This is a genomic window from Streptomyces sp. NBC_01775, from assembly GCF_035917675.1.
Classification (GTDB): domain Bacteria; phylum Actinomycetota; class Actinomycetes; order Streptomycetales; family Streptomycetaceae; genus Streptomyces.
The window spans coordinates 4,911,584-4,930,192 of the sequence record NZ_CP109104.1 but is presented as its reverse complement, the minus strand read 5'-3'; the positions used below and the strand labels follow the sequence as shown (position 1 = coordinate 4,930,192).

Annotated in this window: 16 protein-coding genes; 8 read left to right on the top strand and 8 right to left on the bottom strand. The window is 72.5% G+C overall.

What is annotated here, in order from left to right:
- Window positions 1-133 precede the first annotated feature (133 nt).
- Complete coding sequence (locus OHB04_RS21965; protein ID WP_326808092.1) at window positions 134-2,335, bottom strand: serine/threonine-protein kinase; 2,202 nt, start codon at window positions 2,333-2,335, stop codon at window positions 134-136.
- Window positions 2,336-2,394: 59 nt separating this feature from the next.
- On the opposite strand from OHB04_RS21965, the gene OHB04_RS21960 reads away from it, so the two are divergent.
- Window positions 2,395-2,997, top strand: coding sequence for an RNA polymerase sigma factor (locus OHB04_RS21960; protein WP_326689412.1), 603 nt, complete (start codon window positions 2,395-2,397; stop codon window positions 2,995-2,997).
- An 84-nt stretch (window positions 2,998-3,081) separates the two neighbouring features.
- Here the strand turns inward: OHB04_RS21960 and OHB04_RS21955 are convergent, their stop codons facing one another.
- A complete protein-coding gene (locus tag OHB04_RS21955; RefSeq protein ID WP_326808091.1) occupies window positions 3,082-4,476 on the bottom strand; it encodes an MFS transporter in 1,395 nt (464 codons plus the stop codon).
- 108 nt (window positions 4,477-4,584) lie between these two features.
- Here OHB04_RS21955 and OHB04_RS21950 point away from each other — a divergent pair, with 108 nt between their 5' ends.
- A complete protein-coding gene (locus OHB04_RS21950) occupies window positions 4,585-5,940 on the top strand; it encodes an ROK family transcriptional regulator (protein ID WP_326808090.1) in 1,356 nt (451 codons plus the stop codon).
- Between the two features lie 59 nt (window positions 5,941-5,999).
- Here the strand turns inward: OHB04_RS21950 and OHB04_RS21945 are convergent, their stop codons facing one another.
- The 3 genes from OHB04_RS21945 to OHB04_RS21935 form a co-directional block, all read right to left on the bottom strand.
- The gene (locus OHB04_RS21945; RefSeq protein ID WP_326689409.1) at window positions 6,000-6,782 is read right to left on the bottom strand and encodes an isocitrate lyase/PEP mutase family protein; all 783 of its coding nucleotides are present in this window, start codon (window positions 6,780-6,782) and stop codon (window positions 6,000-6,002) included.
- A 303-nt stretch (window positions 6,783-7,085) separates the two neighbouring features.
- Window positions 7,086-8,477 carry a DMT family transporter gene (locus tag OHB04_RS21940; RefSeq protein ID WP_326808089.1) on the bottom strand — a complete coding sequence of 464 codons (1,392 nt, stop codon included), beginning with the start codon at window positions 8,475-8,477 and terminating at the stop codon, window positions 7,086-7,088.
- Window positions 8,474-8,599, bottom strand: coding sequence for a hypothetical protein (locus OHB04_RS21935; protein WP_326689407.1), 126 nt, complete (start codon window positions 8,597-8,599; stop codon window positions 8,474-8,476). Before OHB04_RS21935 ends, OHB04_RS21940 begins: the two co-directional genes overlap by 4 nt.
- Window positions 8,600-9,001: 402 nt before the next feature.
- Here OHB04_RS21935 and OHB04_RS21930 point away from each other — a divergent pair, with 402 nt between their 5' ends.
- The gene (locus OHB04_RS21930; RefSeq protein WP_326808088.1) at window positions 9,002-9,886 is read left to right on the top strand and encodes an alpha/beta fold hydrolase; all 885 of its coding nucleotides are present in this window, start codon (window positions 9,002-9,004) and stop codon (window positions 9,884-9,886) included.
- A gap of 163 nt (window positions 9,887-10,049) precedes the next feature.
- On the opposite strand, the gene OHB04_RS21925 is transcribed toward OHB04_RS21930, so the two are convergent.
- Window positions 10,050-10,892, bottom strand: a complete 843-nt coding sequence (locus tag OHB04_RS21925; protein WP_326808087.1) for a DUF1963 domain-containing protein — start codon at window positions 10,890-10,892, stop codon at window positions 10,050-10,052.
- Window positions 10,893-11,050: 158 nt separating this feature from the next.
- On the bottom strand, window positions 11,051-11,902 hold the full coding sequence (locus OHB04_RS21920) for an LLM class flavin-dependent oxidoreductase (RefSeq protein WP_326689404.1): 852 nt from the start codon (window positions 11,900-11,902) through the stop codon (window positions 11,051-11,053).
- 610 nt (window positions 11,903-12,512) lie between these two features.
- On the opposite strand from OHB04_RS21920, the gene OHB04_RS21915 reads away from it, so the two are divergent.
- The gene (locus tag OHB04_RS21915) at window positions 12,513-13,364 is read left to right on the top strand and encodes an SDR family oxidoreductase (protein WP_326808086.1); all 852 of its coding nucleotides are present in this window, start codon (window positions 12,513-12,515) and stop codon (window positions 13,362-13,364) included.
- 87 nt (window positions 13,365-13,451) lie between these two features.
- Window positions 13,452-14,255, top strand: coding sequence for an alpha/beta fold hydrolase (locus tag OHB04_RS21910; protein WP_326808085.1), 804 nt, complete (start codon window positions 13,452-13,454; stop codon window positions 14,253-14,255).
- Window positions 14,256-14,413: 158 nt separating this feature from the next.
- Here OHB04_RS21910 and OHB04_RS21905 read toward each other — a convergent pair whose 3' ends face one another.
- Window positions 14,414-15,472, bottom strand: a complete 1,059-nt coding sequence (locus OHB04_RS21905; protein ID WP_326689401.1) for an aldo/keto reductase — start codon at window positions 15,470-15,472, stop codon at window positions 14,414-14,416.
- Window positions 15,473-15,661: 189 nt separating this feature from the next.
- On the opposite strand from OHB04_RS21905, the gene OHB04_RS21900 reads away from it, so the two are divergent.
- The 3 genes from OHB04_RS21900 to OHB04_RS21890 all read left to right on the top strand — a co-directional run bounded on the left by OHB04_RS21900 (window position 15,662) and on the right by OHB04_RS21890 (window position 18,571).
- Window positions 15,662-16,261, top strand: a complete 600-nt coding sequence (locus OHB04_RS21900) for a TetR/AcrR family transcriptional regulator (protein WP_326689400.1) — start codon at window positions 15,662-15,664, stop codon at window positions 16,259-16,261.
- Window positions 16,262-16,622: 361 nt separating this feature from the next.
- Window positions 16,623-17,207, top strand: a complete 585-nt coding sequence (locus OHB04_RS21895; RefSeq protein WP_326689399.1) for a TIGR03086 family metal-binding protein — start codon at window positions 16,623-16,625, stop codon at window positions 17,205-17,207.
- Window positions 17,208-17,455: 248 nt separating this feature from the next.
- Window positions 17,456-18,571 (top strand): NAD-dependent epimerase/dehydratase family protein, encoded by a 1,116-nt coding sequence (locus OHB04_RS21890; RefSeq protein ID WP_326808084.1) that lies wholly within the window; start codon window positions 17,456-17,458, stop codon window positions 18,569-18,571.
- The last annotated feature ends 38 nt before the right edge of the window (window positions 18,572-18,609 follow it).

Below are 18,609 nucleotides of genomic sequence, written 5' to 3'. Positions count from 1 at the left end.
TGTACCCCTTCAGCGTGCACCCCTGCCCCGAACAGGTCGTTTACGGGTCGGTGGACTTCGCGAGAAAGGTTCTCGGCGGAAGTGAGATCTATCTCACATGTGCGAGTGCCGCACCGCGCGAGGGCAGGAGCGTCTAGGAACCGCCCTTCTCCTTGCGTCCCGCCGCGCTCACCCGCAAGCTCTCCACCACCTGTTCGGTTCGCACGGAGCAGTCCTCGTCGCACCGGATCTGCATGTACACCGAGGGGCCTCCCCTGCGGGTGGAGGCGAGTCCGATCTCTTCCAGGGAGTGGCCCGGAGAGTCGCACGACGACCAGCTTCGCACCTTCCCCCGCCACGCCTTCTCCTTGACGTCACGGCTCCCGGTGTAGCTACAGCCGCTATGGCTGATTCTCCCCACCTTGTCGGCCACGGTGGCCTTGGTCTCCTCCGCGTTCGGCACGTTCTCGGTCTTCCCGGAGCCGACACCGACGAAGACGCCGCTGACCGAGGCCGTGAGGTCCTGCCAGCGGCTCACGTCCTGCGCGATCGTCAGCCCGGGAGCGTGCTGGCCCGACAGCCCCAACATGGCTGGATTCCAGCCAGAATTGACCGTCTCTTCCGCCCACGCGCCCGGCACCTTCACGCTGATCCGCCCGGTCGAGTCCTTCACCCGCACGTCGTCGACCGCGTTCGGCGGGGCTTCGCCCTGCTCCTTGAGCCACACCGCGCCGACCCCGGACGCGGCGAGCACCACCACCGCAAGCCCCAGCACCAGCCAGCGCCGGCCCTTCCGGGAGCGGGGCGACGCCGCCTTGGACGACGAGGAGTCGTCCGCCTTCGTGTCCCGCTCCGACGCCGGAAGCCGCGGCCCCGGGGGAGGCGGCTCGGGCGACGAGCTCCGGAACGCCGCGGTGGACCAGGTTTTTGTCGGCTCCGGCGCCGGAGACGCGGGCTCCGGGACCGGCGAAGAGGCCCCGGATGCCTTGTACGGCGACGCTCCTGACGAGGGCTCAGCCGGTGGCTGGAACCATGCGGGCCTCGGCTCCGGAAACGGCGGTTCCGGAGCCGGTGACGGGGCGTCCGGGACGGTGGACGACGGCACGGGGGATGCCCCCTGTGACGACGGATCCGTAGCCGGGGACCCCTTCGACGGCGGGCCCGGGAGAGGCGAGCCCTGGGACGTTCCGCGAGGCGTTTCCCGGGACGACGGGTCAGGGACGGGCGACGCGTGCGACGGCGGCACCGCGTCCTGCGGCTCCTTCGACAACGAGTGCGACGAGTGCGACGACGGCGATCCCTGCGACGAGGGCGACGGGTGCTGCGACCCGGGCGTCTGCGAACCGTACGAAGGCGGCACCGCGTCCGAGGGCTCCTCCGACGACGAGGACGGCCCTGGGGACCCCGGGGACGCCGGGGGCGCCTGAGACGCCGACGTCGGGGGCGGCAAGGGGGCCGGAGACTGCGGTGCCACCCGGCGCCGCTTCGCCGCGAAGCGGCGCTGCACCATCAGCTCCACGGTCCCGGTCTGCCCCGCGGCAGCCGCTTCGGCGGCCTTGGTCTCCATGCCCCCGATCCGGTCCAGCGCGTCCGCGAACGCCGCGGCGGTCTTCCAGCGGCGCTCGCGGTCGGGCTCCATCGCCCGCTCCACGGCGCGGCTCACCTGGGGCGGTATCTCAGGGCGCACCTGGTCCACCGGCAGCACCTTCCCCGGCGGCCCCGGCACCTTGCCGGTCACCAGGTGGTAGAGCACACCGCCGAGGCTGTAGACGTCGGCGCGGGCGTCGATTCCGTCGAAGGGCTCGGCCTGTTCGGGCGCCATGTAGCCGCTGGAGCCCGCCACCACGGTCAGCCCGGACGCCTGCGCGAGGTTCTTGGCCAGCCCCAGGTCGGCGACCAGCACGCGCTCGCGTCCGGCCGTACCGCCGCCCGCCAGCAGCACGTTGGACGGCTTGATGTCGCGGTGCACCACCCCGGCCTCGTGCAGCGCCTGCGTCCCGCGCGCCGCCTCCGCCGTGAGGCGCAGCGCGTCGTTCAGGTGCAGCGGTCCCTCGGCCATGCGGTCGGCGACGGTGCCGCGATCGGCGTACTCCATGACGAAGTACGGCCGTTCGTCGTCCATCTCCCCCACGTCGAAGACCTGCACGACTCCCCCGGCTGTCGCCTTGCGCAACAGCCGGGCCTCGGCAAGGAACCGTTCGCGGATGTCGACCCGGTAGGCCCAGTTTTCGGCCATCACCTTAACCGCTACGGGAGCTTCAAGCCGGTCGTCGTGGGCCAGCCACACGACAGCGAAAGCGCCCGAGCCGAGGCGTCGGTCCACTCGGTACCGGCCGATCTGATCAGGTGAAGGCATGCCCCTTATGATGCCTGGGTGAGTCCATCCTCTTCACAGATGCCGTGACCGAGCCCCCCATGACACAGGATTCCACCGGACCCTCCGCTGGTCCCGCCACCGGCCCCGCCGCCGAGAACGAGGCCCTCGCTGCCCGCGCCGCAGCCGGGGACGCCGCCTCTCTCGACCTGCTGCTGCGCGCCATCCGCCCGGAAGTCGTACGCCGCTGCGGGCGCTTCCTCCTCTACCGAGAGGACGCCGAGGAGGCAGGGCAGGACGTGTTGTTGCAGGTCGCGCGGCACATCCACCGCTTCGAGGGCCGCAGCCGCTTCAGCACCTGGCTGCACACCATCGTCGCCAACTGCGCACGCCAGAAGTACCGCGAGCTGAAGCGACGGGCGGTCGAAGAGCCCATGCTGCCGCACGAGAGCGGCGCTCCTGACGGACGTCCCGACCCCCGGACCACGAGCGTGATCGCCGGCTCGCGGGTGGATTTCCTCGACGCGCTGGAACGACTGGAGCGTGAGAGTCCACACCTGGTGGCTCCTCTTGTCTACCGCGACCTCTGTCAAATGGACTACGCCGAGATCGTCGACCGCCTGGACATTCCTCTCGGCACCGTCAAGTCCCGGCTGCACCACGCCCGCCGCCAGATACGCCCCTGGCTCTCCACCAGTTTTTAACGGAACCCTTACAAAATCGCGACCCACTACCGGCTGCTTCCGGGCTGATTACTGACCGTTCGTTCCCGATCGTTCCCGCACTGTTCATGCGTGCTCACCCTCGCGGGCGGCGGGCCGCGAGGGCGTGCTCGTCACCTCGCGGGCGTCCGTACGCAGCAGCCGCGCACCCAGCGTCAGCCCGCAGGCGAGGGCCGTGACGAGGCCGAACGAGGCGACCAGCGAGGTGAGATCGGCGATCCCCCCGACCAACGAGGGGGCGATGAGACCGGCGGTGTACGTGATCGTCGCGACGCCCGCGATGGCCTGCGCCGGTGCCGCGCTGCTGCGCGCCGCCGCGGCGAAGGCCAGCGGCACGACGACCGCTATGCCCAGCCCGATCAGCCCGAAGCCGCTCAGGGCCAGGGCCGGGGACGACGCGGTGACGACGAGCACGCCGCCCAGGACCGCCAGCATTCCCCCGGCCCGCACGGTGCGTACGGCGCCGAAGCGGTCGACCACCGCGTCCCCCGCGAGCCTGGCCACCGCCATGGTCAGCGCGAACGCGGTCGTGGTGGCCGCCGCCAGTCCCGGTGAAGTGCCGAGCACGTCGCGCAGATAGACGGCCGACCAGTCCAGGCTCGCCCCTTCCGCGAAGACGGCGCAGAAGGCGACGGCCCCGATCAGCACGGCAGACCTGGGCGGCAGCGCGAAGCGCGGCGGCGGATCCGCCGCCGGCTCTGTCGGCACGTCCAAGGCACTCCGGGTGACCAGTACCCCGAGGACCGTCAGCACACCGGCCGCCAGCAGGTGGTGCAGCCGGGCGTCGACGCCGAAGTGAGCGGCGAAGGTGCCGCCCACGGAGCCGACGAGGGCGCCGATACTCCACATTCCATGCAGACCGGACATGATGGAGCGACCCAGGCGCCGCTCGGTCTCGACGCCCAGGCCGTTCATGACGACGTCGGACGTCCCGGCCGTCGCGCCGAAGAGGAAGAGTACGAGGCAGAGGGTGAGCAGGTTCGGCGCCAGTGCCGGGAGGGCCAGGGCGAGCGTCCACAGCGCGAGCAGCACCCGCAGCGCGGGCCGGGCGCCGAAGCGGTGGCTGATCGCACCCGCCATCGGCATCGCGACCGAGCCGCCGACCGCGGGAAACGCGAGGGCCAGGCCCAGTTGACCGGCGGAGACTCCGGCGTGCTCCTGGATCCAGGGCACCCGCGTGGCGAAGCTCCCGGTCACCGAGCCGTGGACGCAGAAGACGAGCGCGATGGCGAACCGGGCACCGCGCAGCCGGGAAGGCGGCCGGGAAGCGGGGGTTCCCGAACTCGGCGTCGCTCCTTGCTTCTTCGGCGAGGGCGCGTCGCGCTTCAGCGGCGGCGCGTCGCGCTTCAGCGGCGGTGCGGCGCGCTTCAGCGGCGGTGCGGCGCGCTCTTCCGGTGAAGCTTCGCGTTCCCCCGATGAAGTGGCGCGCTTCTTCGGCGGTGGTGCGTCGGCAGCCGTCATCTCAGCGGTCCCTCCTCGGAGTTCGCACGGCTCGGACAGTGCTGCGCCGCGCGTGCCGCGTAAACTATCAGGGACCCTTCCTGAAAGGTATTGTGAAAGACTCCGCTCATGCCACCCGCGTCTCCGAGCACCGCCAGGGCCCTGAACGACCGCCTCGCACTGGAGCTGCTCCAAGAGCACGGGCCGCTGTCGGCCAGTCAGCTCACCACGCTCACCGGCCTCGCCCGCCCCACCGTCGCCGACCTCATCCAACGGCTCGGCGAGAACGGGCTGATCACCCCCGCCGGGGAGTCCGGGGCCAACCGGCGCGGCCCCAACGCGCGGCTGTACGGGATCGCCGCGGACCGGGCGCACCTCGCGGCGCTCGACATGCGCGCCGACAGCGTGCGCGTCCTGGTCGCGGACCTGCTCGGCACCACCCTCGCGGAGGGCACACTGCCGGTCGACGCGCTGGAGAAGGACTGGGCGGCGAAGCACGGGGCGGGGACGCACCGTTCGGGCACGCACGGTTCGGGAAAGCACGGCGCCGAGGTCGGCGCGAGGGACCGGTCCGCCGAGGCGGTACGGCGCTCCGCCGAGCTGCTCGATCAGGTGATGAAGGACGCGGGCGTACGGCAGTTGCACAGCGTGGCCGTCGGAGCGCCCGGGATGATCGACGCGGCGACGGCACGGCTGCGCACCAGTACGGGCCTGGTCTGGCACCACGAGGTGATCGCCCTGCTCCAGCAGCGCCTCACCGCGGCCGTCCGCATCGAGAACGAGAGCAACCTCGCCGCCCTGGCCGAACAGCGGCAAGGGGTGGCCCGCGGCCGGGACTCGTTCATCCTGTTCTGGCTGGGCGAGGGCCCCGGCGCGGCGGTGGTCCTCGACGGGAAGCTGCGCAACGGGGCCTCGGGCGGGGCGGGGGAGATCGGCTTTTTGCCGATGCCGGGCACGAACGGGCTGCCGTCGGCCACGGATTGTGACGACGGATTCCACTCCCTGGTCAGCGGCGCCGCCGTGCGCCGCCTCGCCGAGGAGCACGGCATCGGCGAGGAGCACGGCATCGGCCCCGAACAGGGCCTCGCTCCTGAACCGGGTGCCGACCCCGGGCAGGGCGCCGATCCCGCGCACAGTTCCGACCCCGCGCTGAGGCTCGAAGCCGAGGCGGCGGTGCGTGCGGCGGTGGCGGCGGGGCCGCCCGGCGAGGCCTTCCTGGACGCGTTCGCGTCCCGGATCGCGCTGGGGGCAGCGGCGGTTGTCGCCGTCCTCGATCCCGGCTGCCTCGTCCTCGGGGGCGAACTCGGCCACGCGGGCGGCACCGCGCTCGCCACCCGCGTCGAGTCCGCGCTCGCCCGGCTGTCGCCGCTCCCCACGGAGGTACGGCCCAGCCACTTCGGCGGCGCGGGAGTGGTGCACGGCGCGCTGCTGGCCGCCCAGTCGATGGCCCAGCAGGCGCTGTTCCCGGGTCCGCACGCCTCGTGAGGCGCTGCGGAATCGTCTCGGAGGCGCGCCTCTGGAGCGCCCCGCGGAAGTGCGGCGCCTCACACGGTGGGGGCGAGCTGCTGGACGTCCCCGTAGGCGAGTTCCGCGGCCGGGACATGCTGTCCGGAGCGGATGGTCCGGGCCGTCCGAAGGGCTGAGGAGAGGGCCTGGCGGTAGAGGAGCGAGCCGAGGCTGACCCGGCGCACGCCGAGCGACCCCAGCTCGGGCAGCGTGGGGCCGGTGGGCGAGTAGAGGATGTTGAGGGGGACGTCGAGGGCCTCGACGAGCGCCCCGATGCGGGCGGGCTCCGTCAGCCCGGGTACGAACGCCCCGTCGGCGCCCGCCTGTTGATAGGCGAGGAGCCGCGAGAGGGTCTCGTCCTGACCGGTGCCGAGCCAGTGGGTGTCGGTGCGGGCGTTGACGAAGAGGTCCGGGACGGCGGCCTTCACCGCCCGGACCTTGGCGGCGTGCACGGCGACGGGAACGAGGGTCCCGTCGGGACGGCCGTCCTCCAGGTTGAGGCCCACCGCCCCCGCCTCGGCGAATTCCCGGGCCAGCGCGGCGACCTCGTCCGGGTCGTCGCTGAAGCCGCCCTCCGCGTCCACGGACAGCAGAAACGGCCCGCGCCCCAGGCACCGGACCTGCGCGAGGGTCGCCTCCTTGGTGACCCCGGCCCCGTCCGGAACCCCCGCGGCCCCGGCGACGCCGAGGCTGGTGGTGCCGATGGCCGCGAACCCGTTCGCGGCCAGGACGGCGGCGGAGGAGTAGTCCCAGGCGTTGGGGAGCAGCAGGGGCGCGTGCGGGACGTCGTGCAGGGCGGCGAAGGGGGTGAGCCCGCTCATCGGATGGCTTCCTCGCGGTGGTTGAGGTGGTGACGGCGGCGCCGTCATGACGGCACCGTAGGACGCGGACACTTCGCCGGCCGCCGAAGCGTCACCCCCGTGCCGAGCACGGCGGCCGAGCCCTCGCACGGCGCTACGGCCTGTCCGGCGGATCTTTCTGTTGCCCTCTCTCAGGGTGCTGAGCAGGGGGTGCCCCTGCCTGTGCTGTGCAGGGTGCGGGTGTGTTGTGGGCTTGTCGCGCGGTTCCCCGCGCCCCTTCGGGACTCGTCCCCGCGCCGGGCACGCGTGATCCGCCGGACACGCCTAGTCGGCGTCAGGAACACGGGCACTCATGGGCGTGTGGTCCCGTGGGCGGTCGGTGCCGCCGCTTGCGGCCGGGTTCTGTTTCACCACGTGCGGCCTGCGCAAGTACATGGTGTCGAACGCCCCCACGCCGGGATGGGAGAACGTGACCGTCGGGCTGTCGTCCACGGGGCACCGCGCCCAGTCCACTCTGGGGTCCGGTCTGGCACCGTGCCGGAGGGGTGGACGTTGTGGTGGCGTCGCCCTGGCGGTCTCCAGGATCCGTGCCGGGGCGCTGCGTTCCGGGGCGCTGCGTTCCGGGGCGCTGCGTTCCGCCGCTCCGGCGAGGGATGCCGTGGAGGCGACGGAGGCGGCTGGTCCGACGGACGCGACGGATACCGCGCCCGCGGGCTGTAGTCGGGGCTCGTACCCGTAGGGCTCGTACGGGGGGTGGGCCGGGTACGGGAGCGTTCCCGGCAGTTGGCCGGCTTCCTCCGCCGCTGCCCGTTCTCCGCCGCCGCTCGTCACCACCACCATGACGCCGACGATGATCAGCAGGAGCCCGGGAAGGGTCGCGATCTCGATGTGCTGCCCCAGCAGCCACCATGCGGTGAGCGCGGCCACCGGAGCCTCCAGCAGGAGGAGCACGCTCATCGTCGTCGCCGATGTCCTGCCGAGGGCGAAGTTCATCGAGCCGAGCCCCAGCAGCTGGGGGAGGATGAGCAGTCCGAGCAGCGACAGGTGCGTCGTCTGGTCGAAGCCGGTGAGCGGGATGCCCGCCAGCCAGCAGACGGCGAGGAGTTCCAGACCGCAGATCAGCGAGGTGACCGTCGAATACAGGGGCGTACTCACCCCTGGGCGCGCCTTTTCGCTCAGGGCGGTGTACCCCGCCAGAGCGATGGCCCCGGCGAGGGCGAGCGCGTCACCCAGCAGCGCCGTACCGCCGGCCTTCAAGTCGAGGCCGGTCGCGGCGACGGCTCCGACCACGGAGAGCGCGAGCCCCGCCCATGTCCTGCGCGAGGCCCGGGCGCCCTGCGTCCGTGCGATGAGGGCCTGCCAGACGGGCTGGGTGGCGACGAGCGCCGTGGACATCGCGACCGAGGTCAGCCGGGTGCTCGTCATGAAGGCCGCGAAGTGGCAGGCGAGCGCCGTGGCCGCGAGGAAGCCGAAGACCAGGGGCCGCCACTGCTCCCGGCGCAGCAGGCCGCGCTCGCCGCGCGCGACACGCACCACCTCGCGACGGCGCAGTAACAAGAGCAACGGCCCGAGCGTGGCAAAGCCCAGAAAGTTGCGCCAGAAGGCCATGGCCAGTGGCGACGCGGAGGCGTAGGCGGTGAGCGGGGCGGTGGCCGAGAACGAGACCACGGTGACCATCATCGCCGCCATGGACAGGGGATCGATCCTGGATTTCACGCCTTCGTACCGCCGTCCGGCAGGTGACCGGCAGCGCGCGAGGGTAAGAGCGTGTGCGGGGCGATCCCGCTCTTGTCGGATGCGGCGCTGAAGCCGTCAGCGGTCTGTTCGAACTCGTTCATCGGGTACGCGGATTTCTGTGCCGGGGGAGGGGGGAGCCGGGGAGGCAGGTGCCGCGCCGGGGGTTCGGGAGCGCGGCGAGGACCACCGAGAGAAGTCGACGCGCCGGGCGGGGTGTTGGCGCGTGGGTCGCTCCTCTGGGATGCGGAAAGACGTACGGAAGTTTTTGCGCGGCCCGAGCTGTTACGAATCAGTTACATGAGAAGTCGTTTCGGCGCACAGCGGGAGCGCCGCTGATCGAGCGGGATCTTGTCCGCGGAACTGCCCGGGCCCGCGTGCCACCGGGGCGGTCACCACAAGGTGCCCCTGTCACTGAAAAGTGCGTTCTTCCTGCATAGGGCTTACTTCCCTACGGTGATCGAGTAACTGGAAGTGACCAACCTGAGCAGGCGAGGACGATCCACATGTACGTGCACGACCACCTCGGACAGCCGCTGACCTCCGCACGGCTGTCCGTGAACGGCACCAAGCTCCACTACCGGACAGGGGGCCAGGGGGAGCCCGTCGTACTGCTCCACGGCGCGCCGAAGACCAGCTACCACTGGCGGGACGTCGTTCCGCTTCTGACGCCCCACTACACGGTGGTGACGCCGGACCTGCGCGGGATCGGCGATTCCGCACCGGCCGCCGACGGCTTCGACACGGCGACGCTCGCGGACGACATCGCCGAGCTGATGAGCGGGCTCGGCTTCACCTCCTACCGTGTCGTCGGGGAGGACTGGGGCGCCGCCGTCGCCTACCAGCTCGCGGCCCGACACCCGGACCGGGTGCGGCAGTTGGTCTACCAGGAGGCATTTCTGGCGGGCTTCGGCTGGGAGGAGGTGACCCACCTCGGCGCGGAGCGCGTGGCCGCCGGTACGTGGATCTACCACGTCGGCTTCTTCTTCCAGCCGGACATCCCCGAGATGCTGATCACTGGGCGCGAACGGCCGTTCATCGACCACTGGATGTCCCAGGAGGCGCACAACGTCGACGCGCTCTCCTCCGACTTCCTCGACGAATACGTCCGGACCTACACGATGCCCGGCCGCCTGCGGGCGATGCTGTCCATCTACCGCGCCTCGCTCGAGGACGCCGAGCTCAACCGCGCCGCCGCCCGCACCCCGCTGTCGGTGCCCGTCCTCGCGGTCGGCGGGAGGTACGCCATGGGCGGCGACCCGGCCCGGCAGATGCGTGAAGTCGCCACCGATGTGCGCGAGGTCGTGCTGGAGGCGGGGCATCATCCCGCCCAAGAGACCCCGCACGAGACGGCCGAGGCTTACCTGGAGTTCTTCACCGGCGACCGCTGAGGCGGACGGCCCCGCGGGGGGTCAGGGGTGAGGGCCGGGGGTCAGGGGTGAGGGGCGAGGGGCGCGAGGTGAGGTGCGAGGGGCGAGGGGGCCGAGGGGTGAGGGGTGAGGGGCCAGTGCCGAAGAGGCCCCGCCGGTCGCCCCTCGGGCTGCGCAGCGGCGGTCAGAAGATGTCCGGGGTCGGGATCGCCCGGGTGAAGTCACCGTCCCGCAGGGCCTCGGTGGGGATCGACCAGTGCATGCAGCCGCCGTCACCGCCGATGTACCACTCGTTCTGAGAGTCCAACTGCAACAGGTGGTGGTACGTGTTCGGGTCCTCATCGTCCGGCAGCACCGGCGAGGACCCCGTCGGAAACAGCGGCCGTCCGAAGGCGAGGTGGCCCTCCGCGTCGAGCAGGCCCGGTGGCGGCGGCCCCTCGGCGAGCTGGTTCCTCACGTGCATCCCGAGCATGGCCCTGCCTATGCCCTCGACGTCGGGCCCCGGATCGAGGGTGTCCCAGGCCGGATCCCAGGTGTCGGGAAGGACGAACCCGGGCGTGGCTGTCCACGGGGTGGGCGTGAAGTCGCTCGCGCGGGCGGGCGGCTCGGTCTCCACCGCGGCGTCGGCGCGCGCCGCGATCACCCGTCCGCAGCGTGGGTCGTCGTAGCCGGCCTGGACCGACAGTTCGAGGGCGGCGGGGTCGGACAGCTCGGAATCGCTGTCGAGCGCGAAGAAGTTGAGCAGCCCCGTGCCGACGGGGACGAGCCCGCCCAGCCACGGGTGCAAGGCGTCCGTGTCGAGTACGGCGAGCAGGCTCAACGGGAACCCCTCGCAGGACGGCCACGGGGTGCCCGGTTCGAGCAGGGCCAGGCCGCCGAACCGGCTGTGTCCGGCGGCCTGGCCGGGTCGGGCCTCGGTCAGCGCGAATCCGGGCCGGGCCAGGGTGAGGCACCGAGCCGCGAGGTCCGCGCCGAGACGTTCGGCGCAGACCTCACGAAGGGCGGAGGGCATGCCGTCGTGATCCATGCGGGAATCCAAACACCCGCCGCTGACAGCCGCCGAGCAGTGCGCTCGGCGGCCCCTCCCCGCACGGCGCCGGTCGGGTCGGGTCGGGTCGGATCAGCCTCGACTCGGCGTCAGCCCGGCGACAACGCGGCGCCAGAGCACGGTGTCAGAACACGGCGTCAGAACACGGCGTCGGCGATGCGGTCGACCTGGTCGACGTCCGAGGACCAGCAGTAGAGCATGACCTCGTCGGCACCGATGTCGAAGAAGGCACCGACCGCCTCGCGGACGCCCTCCGGCGTGGTGACAAGACCGTCCACCACGTGATCGGCACGACCGCTGAAGCCGTAGTAGTCGCGGACGTTGTGCAAGGCCCGCTCGACGGTGCGCTCCGGGCCGAGGGCGACGTTCATCTGGGCGACCAGGCGCGGCCGGCCGGTCCGGTCGTGCTTCTCCCAGACCGCCTCGACGTCGCGGAACAGACCGTCCATCAGCCGCGGCGGCAGCGCGGCCCCCAGGAAGCCGTCGCCGAACCGGCCGACCCGCTCGATCGCGGCGGGGACGAAGCCACCGAACAGCACCTCCGGGCCGCCGGGGGTCGCGGGCTCGGGACCGATGGGCCCGACGCCGTCCCCGTAGGGCTCGCCGGCCCAGGTCCGGCGCAGCAGGGTCATCTGCTCGTCGAGGCGGCGGCCCCGGCGACGCATGTCGATGCCCGCGGCCAGGCAGTCGTCTTCGCGACCGCCGACGCCGATACCCAGCGTGAAACGGCCGTCCGACATGCGGTCGAGGGTCGCCGTCTGCTTCGCGAGCATCGCGGTGCTGTGAACGGGCGCGATCAACACCTCCGTCTGGACACGGACACGGGACGTGGCCCCGGCGAGGGTCGCGAGGGTGACAAGGGGCTCGGGGTTGCCGAAAACGAGCCGGTCGAGCAGTCCGAGCGTGCTGAACGGGCCGGCGTCGACGCGCCGGGCCCAGCTCAGCAGCAGGGCGGGGTCGTCGATGGGAAGGCCAAGGCCGATCTTCATGGGTGAATCCTCCGGAGGGCATGCCGAATCGTGTGCCGCCCCTCCGTGGGCTCCGCGCGACTGTGCGCGGGCTCGCTCCCTTTCTGCGGCGTTCGTTCTGGAGAGCGTGATCGTCAGAGTGCGGTGACGGTAACGCGCCCGCCCGAACGCGAGCAACGCCTTTTCGCCCGCCCGCAGTCACCGACCGGCCCGCACGCCTCGCCCGCACGCCCCGCACGGCGTCGGCCGGAGCGGTGCGGGGCGGGGCGGGGCGGGGCGGACGGGGTACGGGCTGTCCCGACCGAAAGTTCTTCCTCTCCCGACTCCTCGCAGCGCGCGGCAGCGCACGCCGCGCACGGGTAACGCGGGGGGGCGGGAGCGGCGTCACGCGAGGGACGAGACGACGGGCGAGGCGCCGGGGGACGGATCGTCGCGCTGCGCACAGCCGCGAATCCGGAGAAGCTGGATGACGTGGCCCGCCAACTGGCTGCCGGGCCCACCCCCGCCATGTCCGCCCCCGCCATGTCCACGCCCGCCGCACCCCACCCCGGACGGCTGTCACATCCGGAGCCGCCGTCCCGTCCGTAGGGGACGGCGGACACCGGCCACCCGACCCCGGAGGCACCAGCCCATGCCCAGGCCCACGGACGACACCGACCCCCACTCCCCCGCGCCCTCTCCCTCCCCCCAAGGCCCCGTCCTGGTGACCGGCGGCACCGGCACGCTCGGCCGTCCCCTGGTGGACGCGCTGCTGGCGGACGGCGTACCCGTACGGGTGATGAGCAGGCGGCCCCGCGCCCAGGGCGACAAGCGGCCCTACGAGTGGGCCGTGTGCGACCTGAAGAACGGCATCGGGCTGGCCGCGGCCGTGGCGGGCGTACGCGCGATCGTCCACTGTGCGACGGACCCGTTCCGGGAGGCGGCCGTACTCTCGCGGCTGGTCGAGGCCGCGCGGCAGGCGGGCGGCCCGCACCTCGTCTACATCTCGATCGTCGGCGTCGACACCATCCCGTTCTCCTACTACCGGGGAAAGCGGGAGGCCGAACGGGTCCTGGAGCAATCCGGCCTGCCGTGGACGGTGCTGCGCGCGACCCAGTTCCACAACCTGATCGTGACCATCACGAACGCGCAGCGCCGGCTCCCCTTCGTCTTCGCCCCCTCCGGCGTGCGCTTCCAGCCGATCGAGGTCAGCGAGGTCGCCGCGCGTCTGGCGGAACTCGTACGAGGCGCCCCGGCGGGCCGCGTCCCCGACCTCGCGGGCCCCGCGGTGCACACGGCCCGCGACCTGGCCGAGGCAACCCTCACGGCCTACGGGCGCCGCCACCGCGTCGTCGGATTCCGTCTCCCCGGCGGCATGGGCCGCGCCCTCCGCCAGGGCGCCAACCTCGCCCCGGACCGCGCCGTCGGAACGGTCACCTTCCACGACTTCCTCGCCGCGCGGACCGCCGCCGCCGGGCCGGCGGCGAAGCCACGGGAAGGGTGACCGAGGGCACGGGGATCAAGGGTGGGGCCCAGCGGGGTGCCGGGACCGGGCGCGAAGGGGTCGGCGGCAGCGTGAGAGCGTGGGGGCATGCCCTTTGCGACGGCGGCTGACGGGACCGCGCTGTATTACGAGGTTCATGGCGCAGGGCCCCCGCTGCTGCTGCTGAGCGGGCAGTCCAACAACCACCGCTGGTGGGACCCGGTGCGGGCGGACTTCGCCGCGGAGTTCACCACCGTCGTCATGGACCACCGGGGGACGGGCGCGAGCGGCCGGCCCGACACCGACACCTACAGCACCCCCGCCTTCGCACGCGACGCGCTCGCCGTCCTGGACGACGCGGGGATCGCGCGGGCCCACGTCTACGGGACGTCGATGGGCGGCCGGATCGCCCAGTGGCTCGCCGCCGACCGGCCCGAGCGCGTCGACCGGCTCGTGCTGGGCTGCACCTCACCGGGCGCGCCGCACGGCATCGAGCGCGGCCCCGAGGTGCGGCGGGCACTCGTACAGCCCGACCCGGAGGCGGCGCGGCAAGCGCTGCTCGACCTGATGTACACCCCCGCGTACTCGGCCCGGCACCCCGGCCCCTTCCACACGCTGGGCGACCCGTCGATGCCGGGGTACGCGCGGCGCCGCCATCTGCGGGCGAGCGCGGAGCACGACGCGTGGGAGGCGCTGCCCCGCATCACGGCGCCCACGCTCGTGGTGCACGGCACGGACGACGCGTTCAACCCGACGGCGAACGCGCCGCTGCTGGCCGGGCGGGTGCCCGAGGCCGAGCTGCGCCTGATCCCCGGCGCCCGGCACGCGTACTTCGAGGAGTTCGCCCACCTCGCCACCCCCCTCGTCCTCGGCTTCCTGCACGGCCGGTTCCTGCCTCCTTCTTGGTGCTGAGCGGTGCCCTCCGGGCCGGCTTGTCCGGCGGATCCTTCTGTTGCGCTCTTTCTTGGTGCTGAGCAGGGGGTGCCGCTGCCTGTGTTTTGCAGAGTGCGGGTGCGTATGGGCTTGTCGCGCAGTTCCCCGCGCCCCTTTGGGGCCTTCGGGGGCCCGCTCTACGCCGCCCTCGGCGGGGTGAGGTCTACCGGTGCCGGGTTGAGGCGGGCGAAGCCCTCCTGCCGCTGGTAGGGGAAGTAGGGGTATGGCGCGTCCTTGGCGCTCGCCGCGTCCAGCTTCGCGACCTGCTCGGGGGTGAGGCTCCAGCCGACGGCGCCGATGTTCTGGCGCAACTGCTCCTCGTTGCGGGCCCCGACGATCACCGACGAGACGCTGGGACGCCGCAGCAGCCAGTTGAGGGCCACCTGCGGGACGGTCCTGCCGGTCTCCTCCGCGATCTCGTCCAGCGCGTCCACGACGCGGTGGAGCAGCTCGTCCTCGACGGGCGGTCCGGCGGCGGCCGTCTCGTGCAGGCGGCTGCGCTCGGGCAGCGGCCGGCCGCGCCGGATCTTCCCGGTGAGCCGGCCCCAGCCCAACGGGCTCCAGACGACGGCACCGACACCCTGGTCGAGCCCGAGCGGCATCAGCTCCCACTCGTAGTCGCGGCCGATGAGGGAGTAGTAGACCTGATGGGCGACGTAGCGGGGGTGGCCGTACTTCTCGGCGGTGGACAGCGACTTCATCAGCTGCCAGCCGGAGAAGTTGGAGACGCCGGTGTAGCGGACCTTCCCCTCGCGGACGAGCTGGTCGAGCGTGGCGAGGACCTCTTCGACGGGGGTGGCGGCGTCGTAGCCGTGGAGCTGGAAGAGGTCGAGGTGGTCGGTACCGAGGCGGCGCAGCGCGTCTTCGGTGGCCTTGATGAGGCGGGCGCGGGAGGTGCCGTGGTCGCCGGGCCCGTCCCCCATGGGCAGCCCGGCCTTGGTGGAGAGGATCACCTGGTCCCGGCGGCCCTTGATGGCCTGGCCGAGCACCTCCTCGGAGGCGCCGCCCGAGTAGACGTCGGCGCTGTCGAACATCGTGATGCCCGCGTCCAGCGCGATGTCGACGAGGCGGCGGGCCTCGACGGCGTCGGTGTCGCCCCACGCCCCGAAGAACGCCCCCCGCCCGCCGAAGGTCCCGGTGCCGAGGCTCAACGCCGGCACCTTCAGCCCTGAGGCGCCCAGCTGACGGTATTCCATGATGGTTCCCTCCCAAGTGGTCTAACGGGACTGCATTCCCGTTAAGATGTGAGGGCGACGCTAACAGAAGCCGCGACTTAAAGGAACTGGAGACCCGTTATGGGAAGCGAGCGGGAGGACCGGACCGCCACGGGGGCGGCCGGGGCGGGGGCGGCTGGAACAGGGGCGGCTGGAACAGGGGTTGGCACCGTGCGCCCCGGGGGCCGTACGGCGCGGGTGCGGGAGGCCGTACTGCGCGCCGCGGGGGACGCGCTGGCCGAGCGCGGCTTCGCACACCTCGACCTCGCCGAGGTCGCCCGACTGGCAGGCGTCGGCAAGACGACCGTCTACCGCCGCTGGGGAACGGTCACCGCGCTCCTGGCCGACCTGCTCGCCGACATGGCCGAACAGTCCCTCCCCCGCACGGAAACCGGCACGCTCCTGGGCGACTTGAAGGCCAACGCCGCGCTGGTACGGCGCACCCTGGCAGACCCCCGCCAAGGCGCCCTGTTCAAGGCGGTGATCGCCGCGGCGACCTGCGACGAGAAGGCCGCCGACGCGCTGCACCGCTTCTACGCGGTCCGGGTCGAGGAGTGGGTGCCGTGCGTCCACCAGGCGCTGGCCCGGGGCGAGATCCCGCCCGGCACGGACCCGGAAGAGGTCATCCGCGCCGTCTCGGCCCCCCTCTATTACCGCCTCCTCACCACCGGCGACACCCTGGACGAGCCGTCGGCGACCCGCGCGGCGGAGGCGGCGTACGAGGCGGCGCGGGCGGGCGCGTACCGGGCCGCGCCCGGTGGGTCGGCGTGATGGGTCGCGGCCCCCGCCGAGGATGAGCACGGGACCACCCTCGCCCGGTGGACAGCCCCGCGGGCGCGGACAACCACGTTGCGTCGTCGGTGCTTCTCGCTTTCCCAGCTGTCCGTTTCTCGCGGAGATAAGGATCTTTACGAGTACGGCGGGTTCGCGGTCGAACAGGCTCTGGGCGAGCGGTCCGTCATCGCTGTGACTGTGACGAGGAGCGGGAAGTGGGCCGGTTGAACATCTGCCTCTTGAGCGCGTTGGCTTGAGCGCGTTGGAACGTACGGTCGACGGCGGGTACCGGACCACTGGCAGGGACCCATCACTTCAGTTGTCCGGCCTGTCGGTGGGTCCTTGTAGCCTCCCCATCATGACAACTGAACTGGCCCATGACCCGCGTCCGATCTTCGCCAGGGCACTTGATCAAGCCGGGAAGCAGGTCGCGGCGGTAAGTCCCGATGAGCTGAGCAGCAGCACTCCCTGTGCCGATTACGACGTTCGCGCACTGCTCGGGCACATAGTCTCCGTGCTGCACAAGCTCGCCCGTGTCGGCACCGGAGGCGATGCGCGCGACGTCCCCGATGTGATCGACGGCATAGCCGATGACGGCTGGGCAAGCGCATTCGCCCGGGCCCGTAGCGAGGTCGAGCGGGTGTGGGCCGATGACGAGAAGCTCGACCGAATGGTAGAGCTACCGTGGGCCACGCTGCCCGGCCGGACTGCTCTCGATGCCTACACCCACGAGTTCACGGTTCATTCCTGGGACCTCGCCTGTGCCACCCGGCGGCTCGCCGAACTCGACCCCGACCTTGCCGTGCGGGCGCTCAAGGCATTCTCGGAGTTCGCGCCGCCGGAGGCCCGCAGCGAGCAGGGCCCATTCGGCCCGGTCGTACCGGTGCCCGACGACGCCGACATCTACACCCGGCTGGCCGGCTACGTGGGGCGCCGACCATAGTCGGCAGCACGTATCGCGACCTTGGGTCGGCAGAACCATCGGCAATCGGACGTGCCTCTTCGCGGGCCGGCGTGTCAGTAGAGGGTGTCGCGGACCCGCAGAGGAAGCCCCGCCCGGCGGGGCAGGGAGGAACCGGCCCTGCGCGGCGTCGAGGCACGGCCAGGTACCCGGTTCCGAGGTTCTTACGGACCGGTGACACGGCCGGCGGGAGCCCCCGCGCGGCGGCGCCGCGCGCCTAGCGTGGCCGTATGCGCGTACTCGTCACCGGCGGCGCCGGTTTCATCGGTTCTCAGATCGTCCGGACGCTGGCAGCCGCGGGCCACGAGGCGGTGGTGCTCGACGCGCTGCTGCCCGCCGCGCACCCGGCCGGCGCGCCCACGGGCGACACGCACCCGGCTGACGCCGGGGCCCCTGCCCCCACGCCGGTTGCCCGGCTCCACGTCGGGGACGTGCGCGACGCGGAGGCCGTCGCCGAGGCGCTGCGCGGCGTGGACGCGGTGTGCCACCAGGCCGCGATGGTCGGCCTGGGCAAGGACTTCGCCGAGGCGCCGGACTACGTCGGCTGCAACGACCTGGGCAGCGCCGTCCTGCTGGCGGCGATGGAGCGGGCCGGGGTCCGCGACCTCGTACTCGCCGGCTCGATGGTCGTCTACGGCGAGGGCCGCTACGAGTGCCCCGCGCACGGCCTCGTCCGGCCTGGCCCGCGGGCCGTGGAGGCGCTGCGCGAGGGGCACTTCGAGCCGCCGTGCCCCGAGTGCGGGGCGCCGCTGCGGCCCGGCCTGGTCGGTGAGGACGCGCCCGCCGACCCGCGCAACACCTACGCGGCGACAAAGCTCGCGCAAGAGCACCTGGCCGCTGTCTGGGCCCGTGCGACGGGCGGCAGGGCGCTGTCGCTGCGCTACCACAACGTCTACGGGCCCGGGATGCCCCGCGACACCCCGTACGCGGGCGTCGCCTCCTTCTTCCGCTCGGCGCTGGCCAGGGGCGAGGCACCCGCCGTCTTCGAAGACGGCGGGCAGCGGCGCGACTTCGTGCACGTACGCGACATCGCGGACGCCAACCTCGTCGCACTCGAGGCGCTGCGCGCCGGGGAGGCCCGCGCCCCCGGCTCGTTCGCCGCCTACAACACCGGCAGCGGACACCCCCACACGGTCGGCGAGATGGCCCAGGCGCTGGCCGACGCGTACGGGGGCCCGGCGCCGGTCGTCACGGGGGAGTTCCGCCTCGGCGACGTCCGCCACATCACGGCGTCCTCGGCGCGCGTCGCCCGCGAACTGGGCTGGCGGGCGCGGGTCCCCTTCGAGGAGGGCGTACGGGACTTCGCGACGGCACGGATGCGCACCCCGGCACACAGCGACGCCTGAGCCCCGGCGCACAGCAGCGCCTGAGCGACGTGCAACCC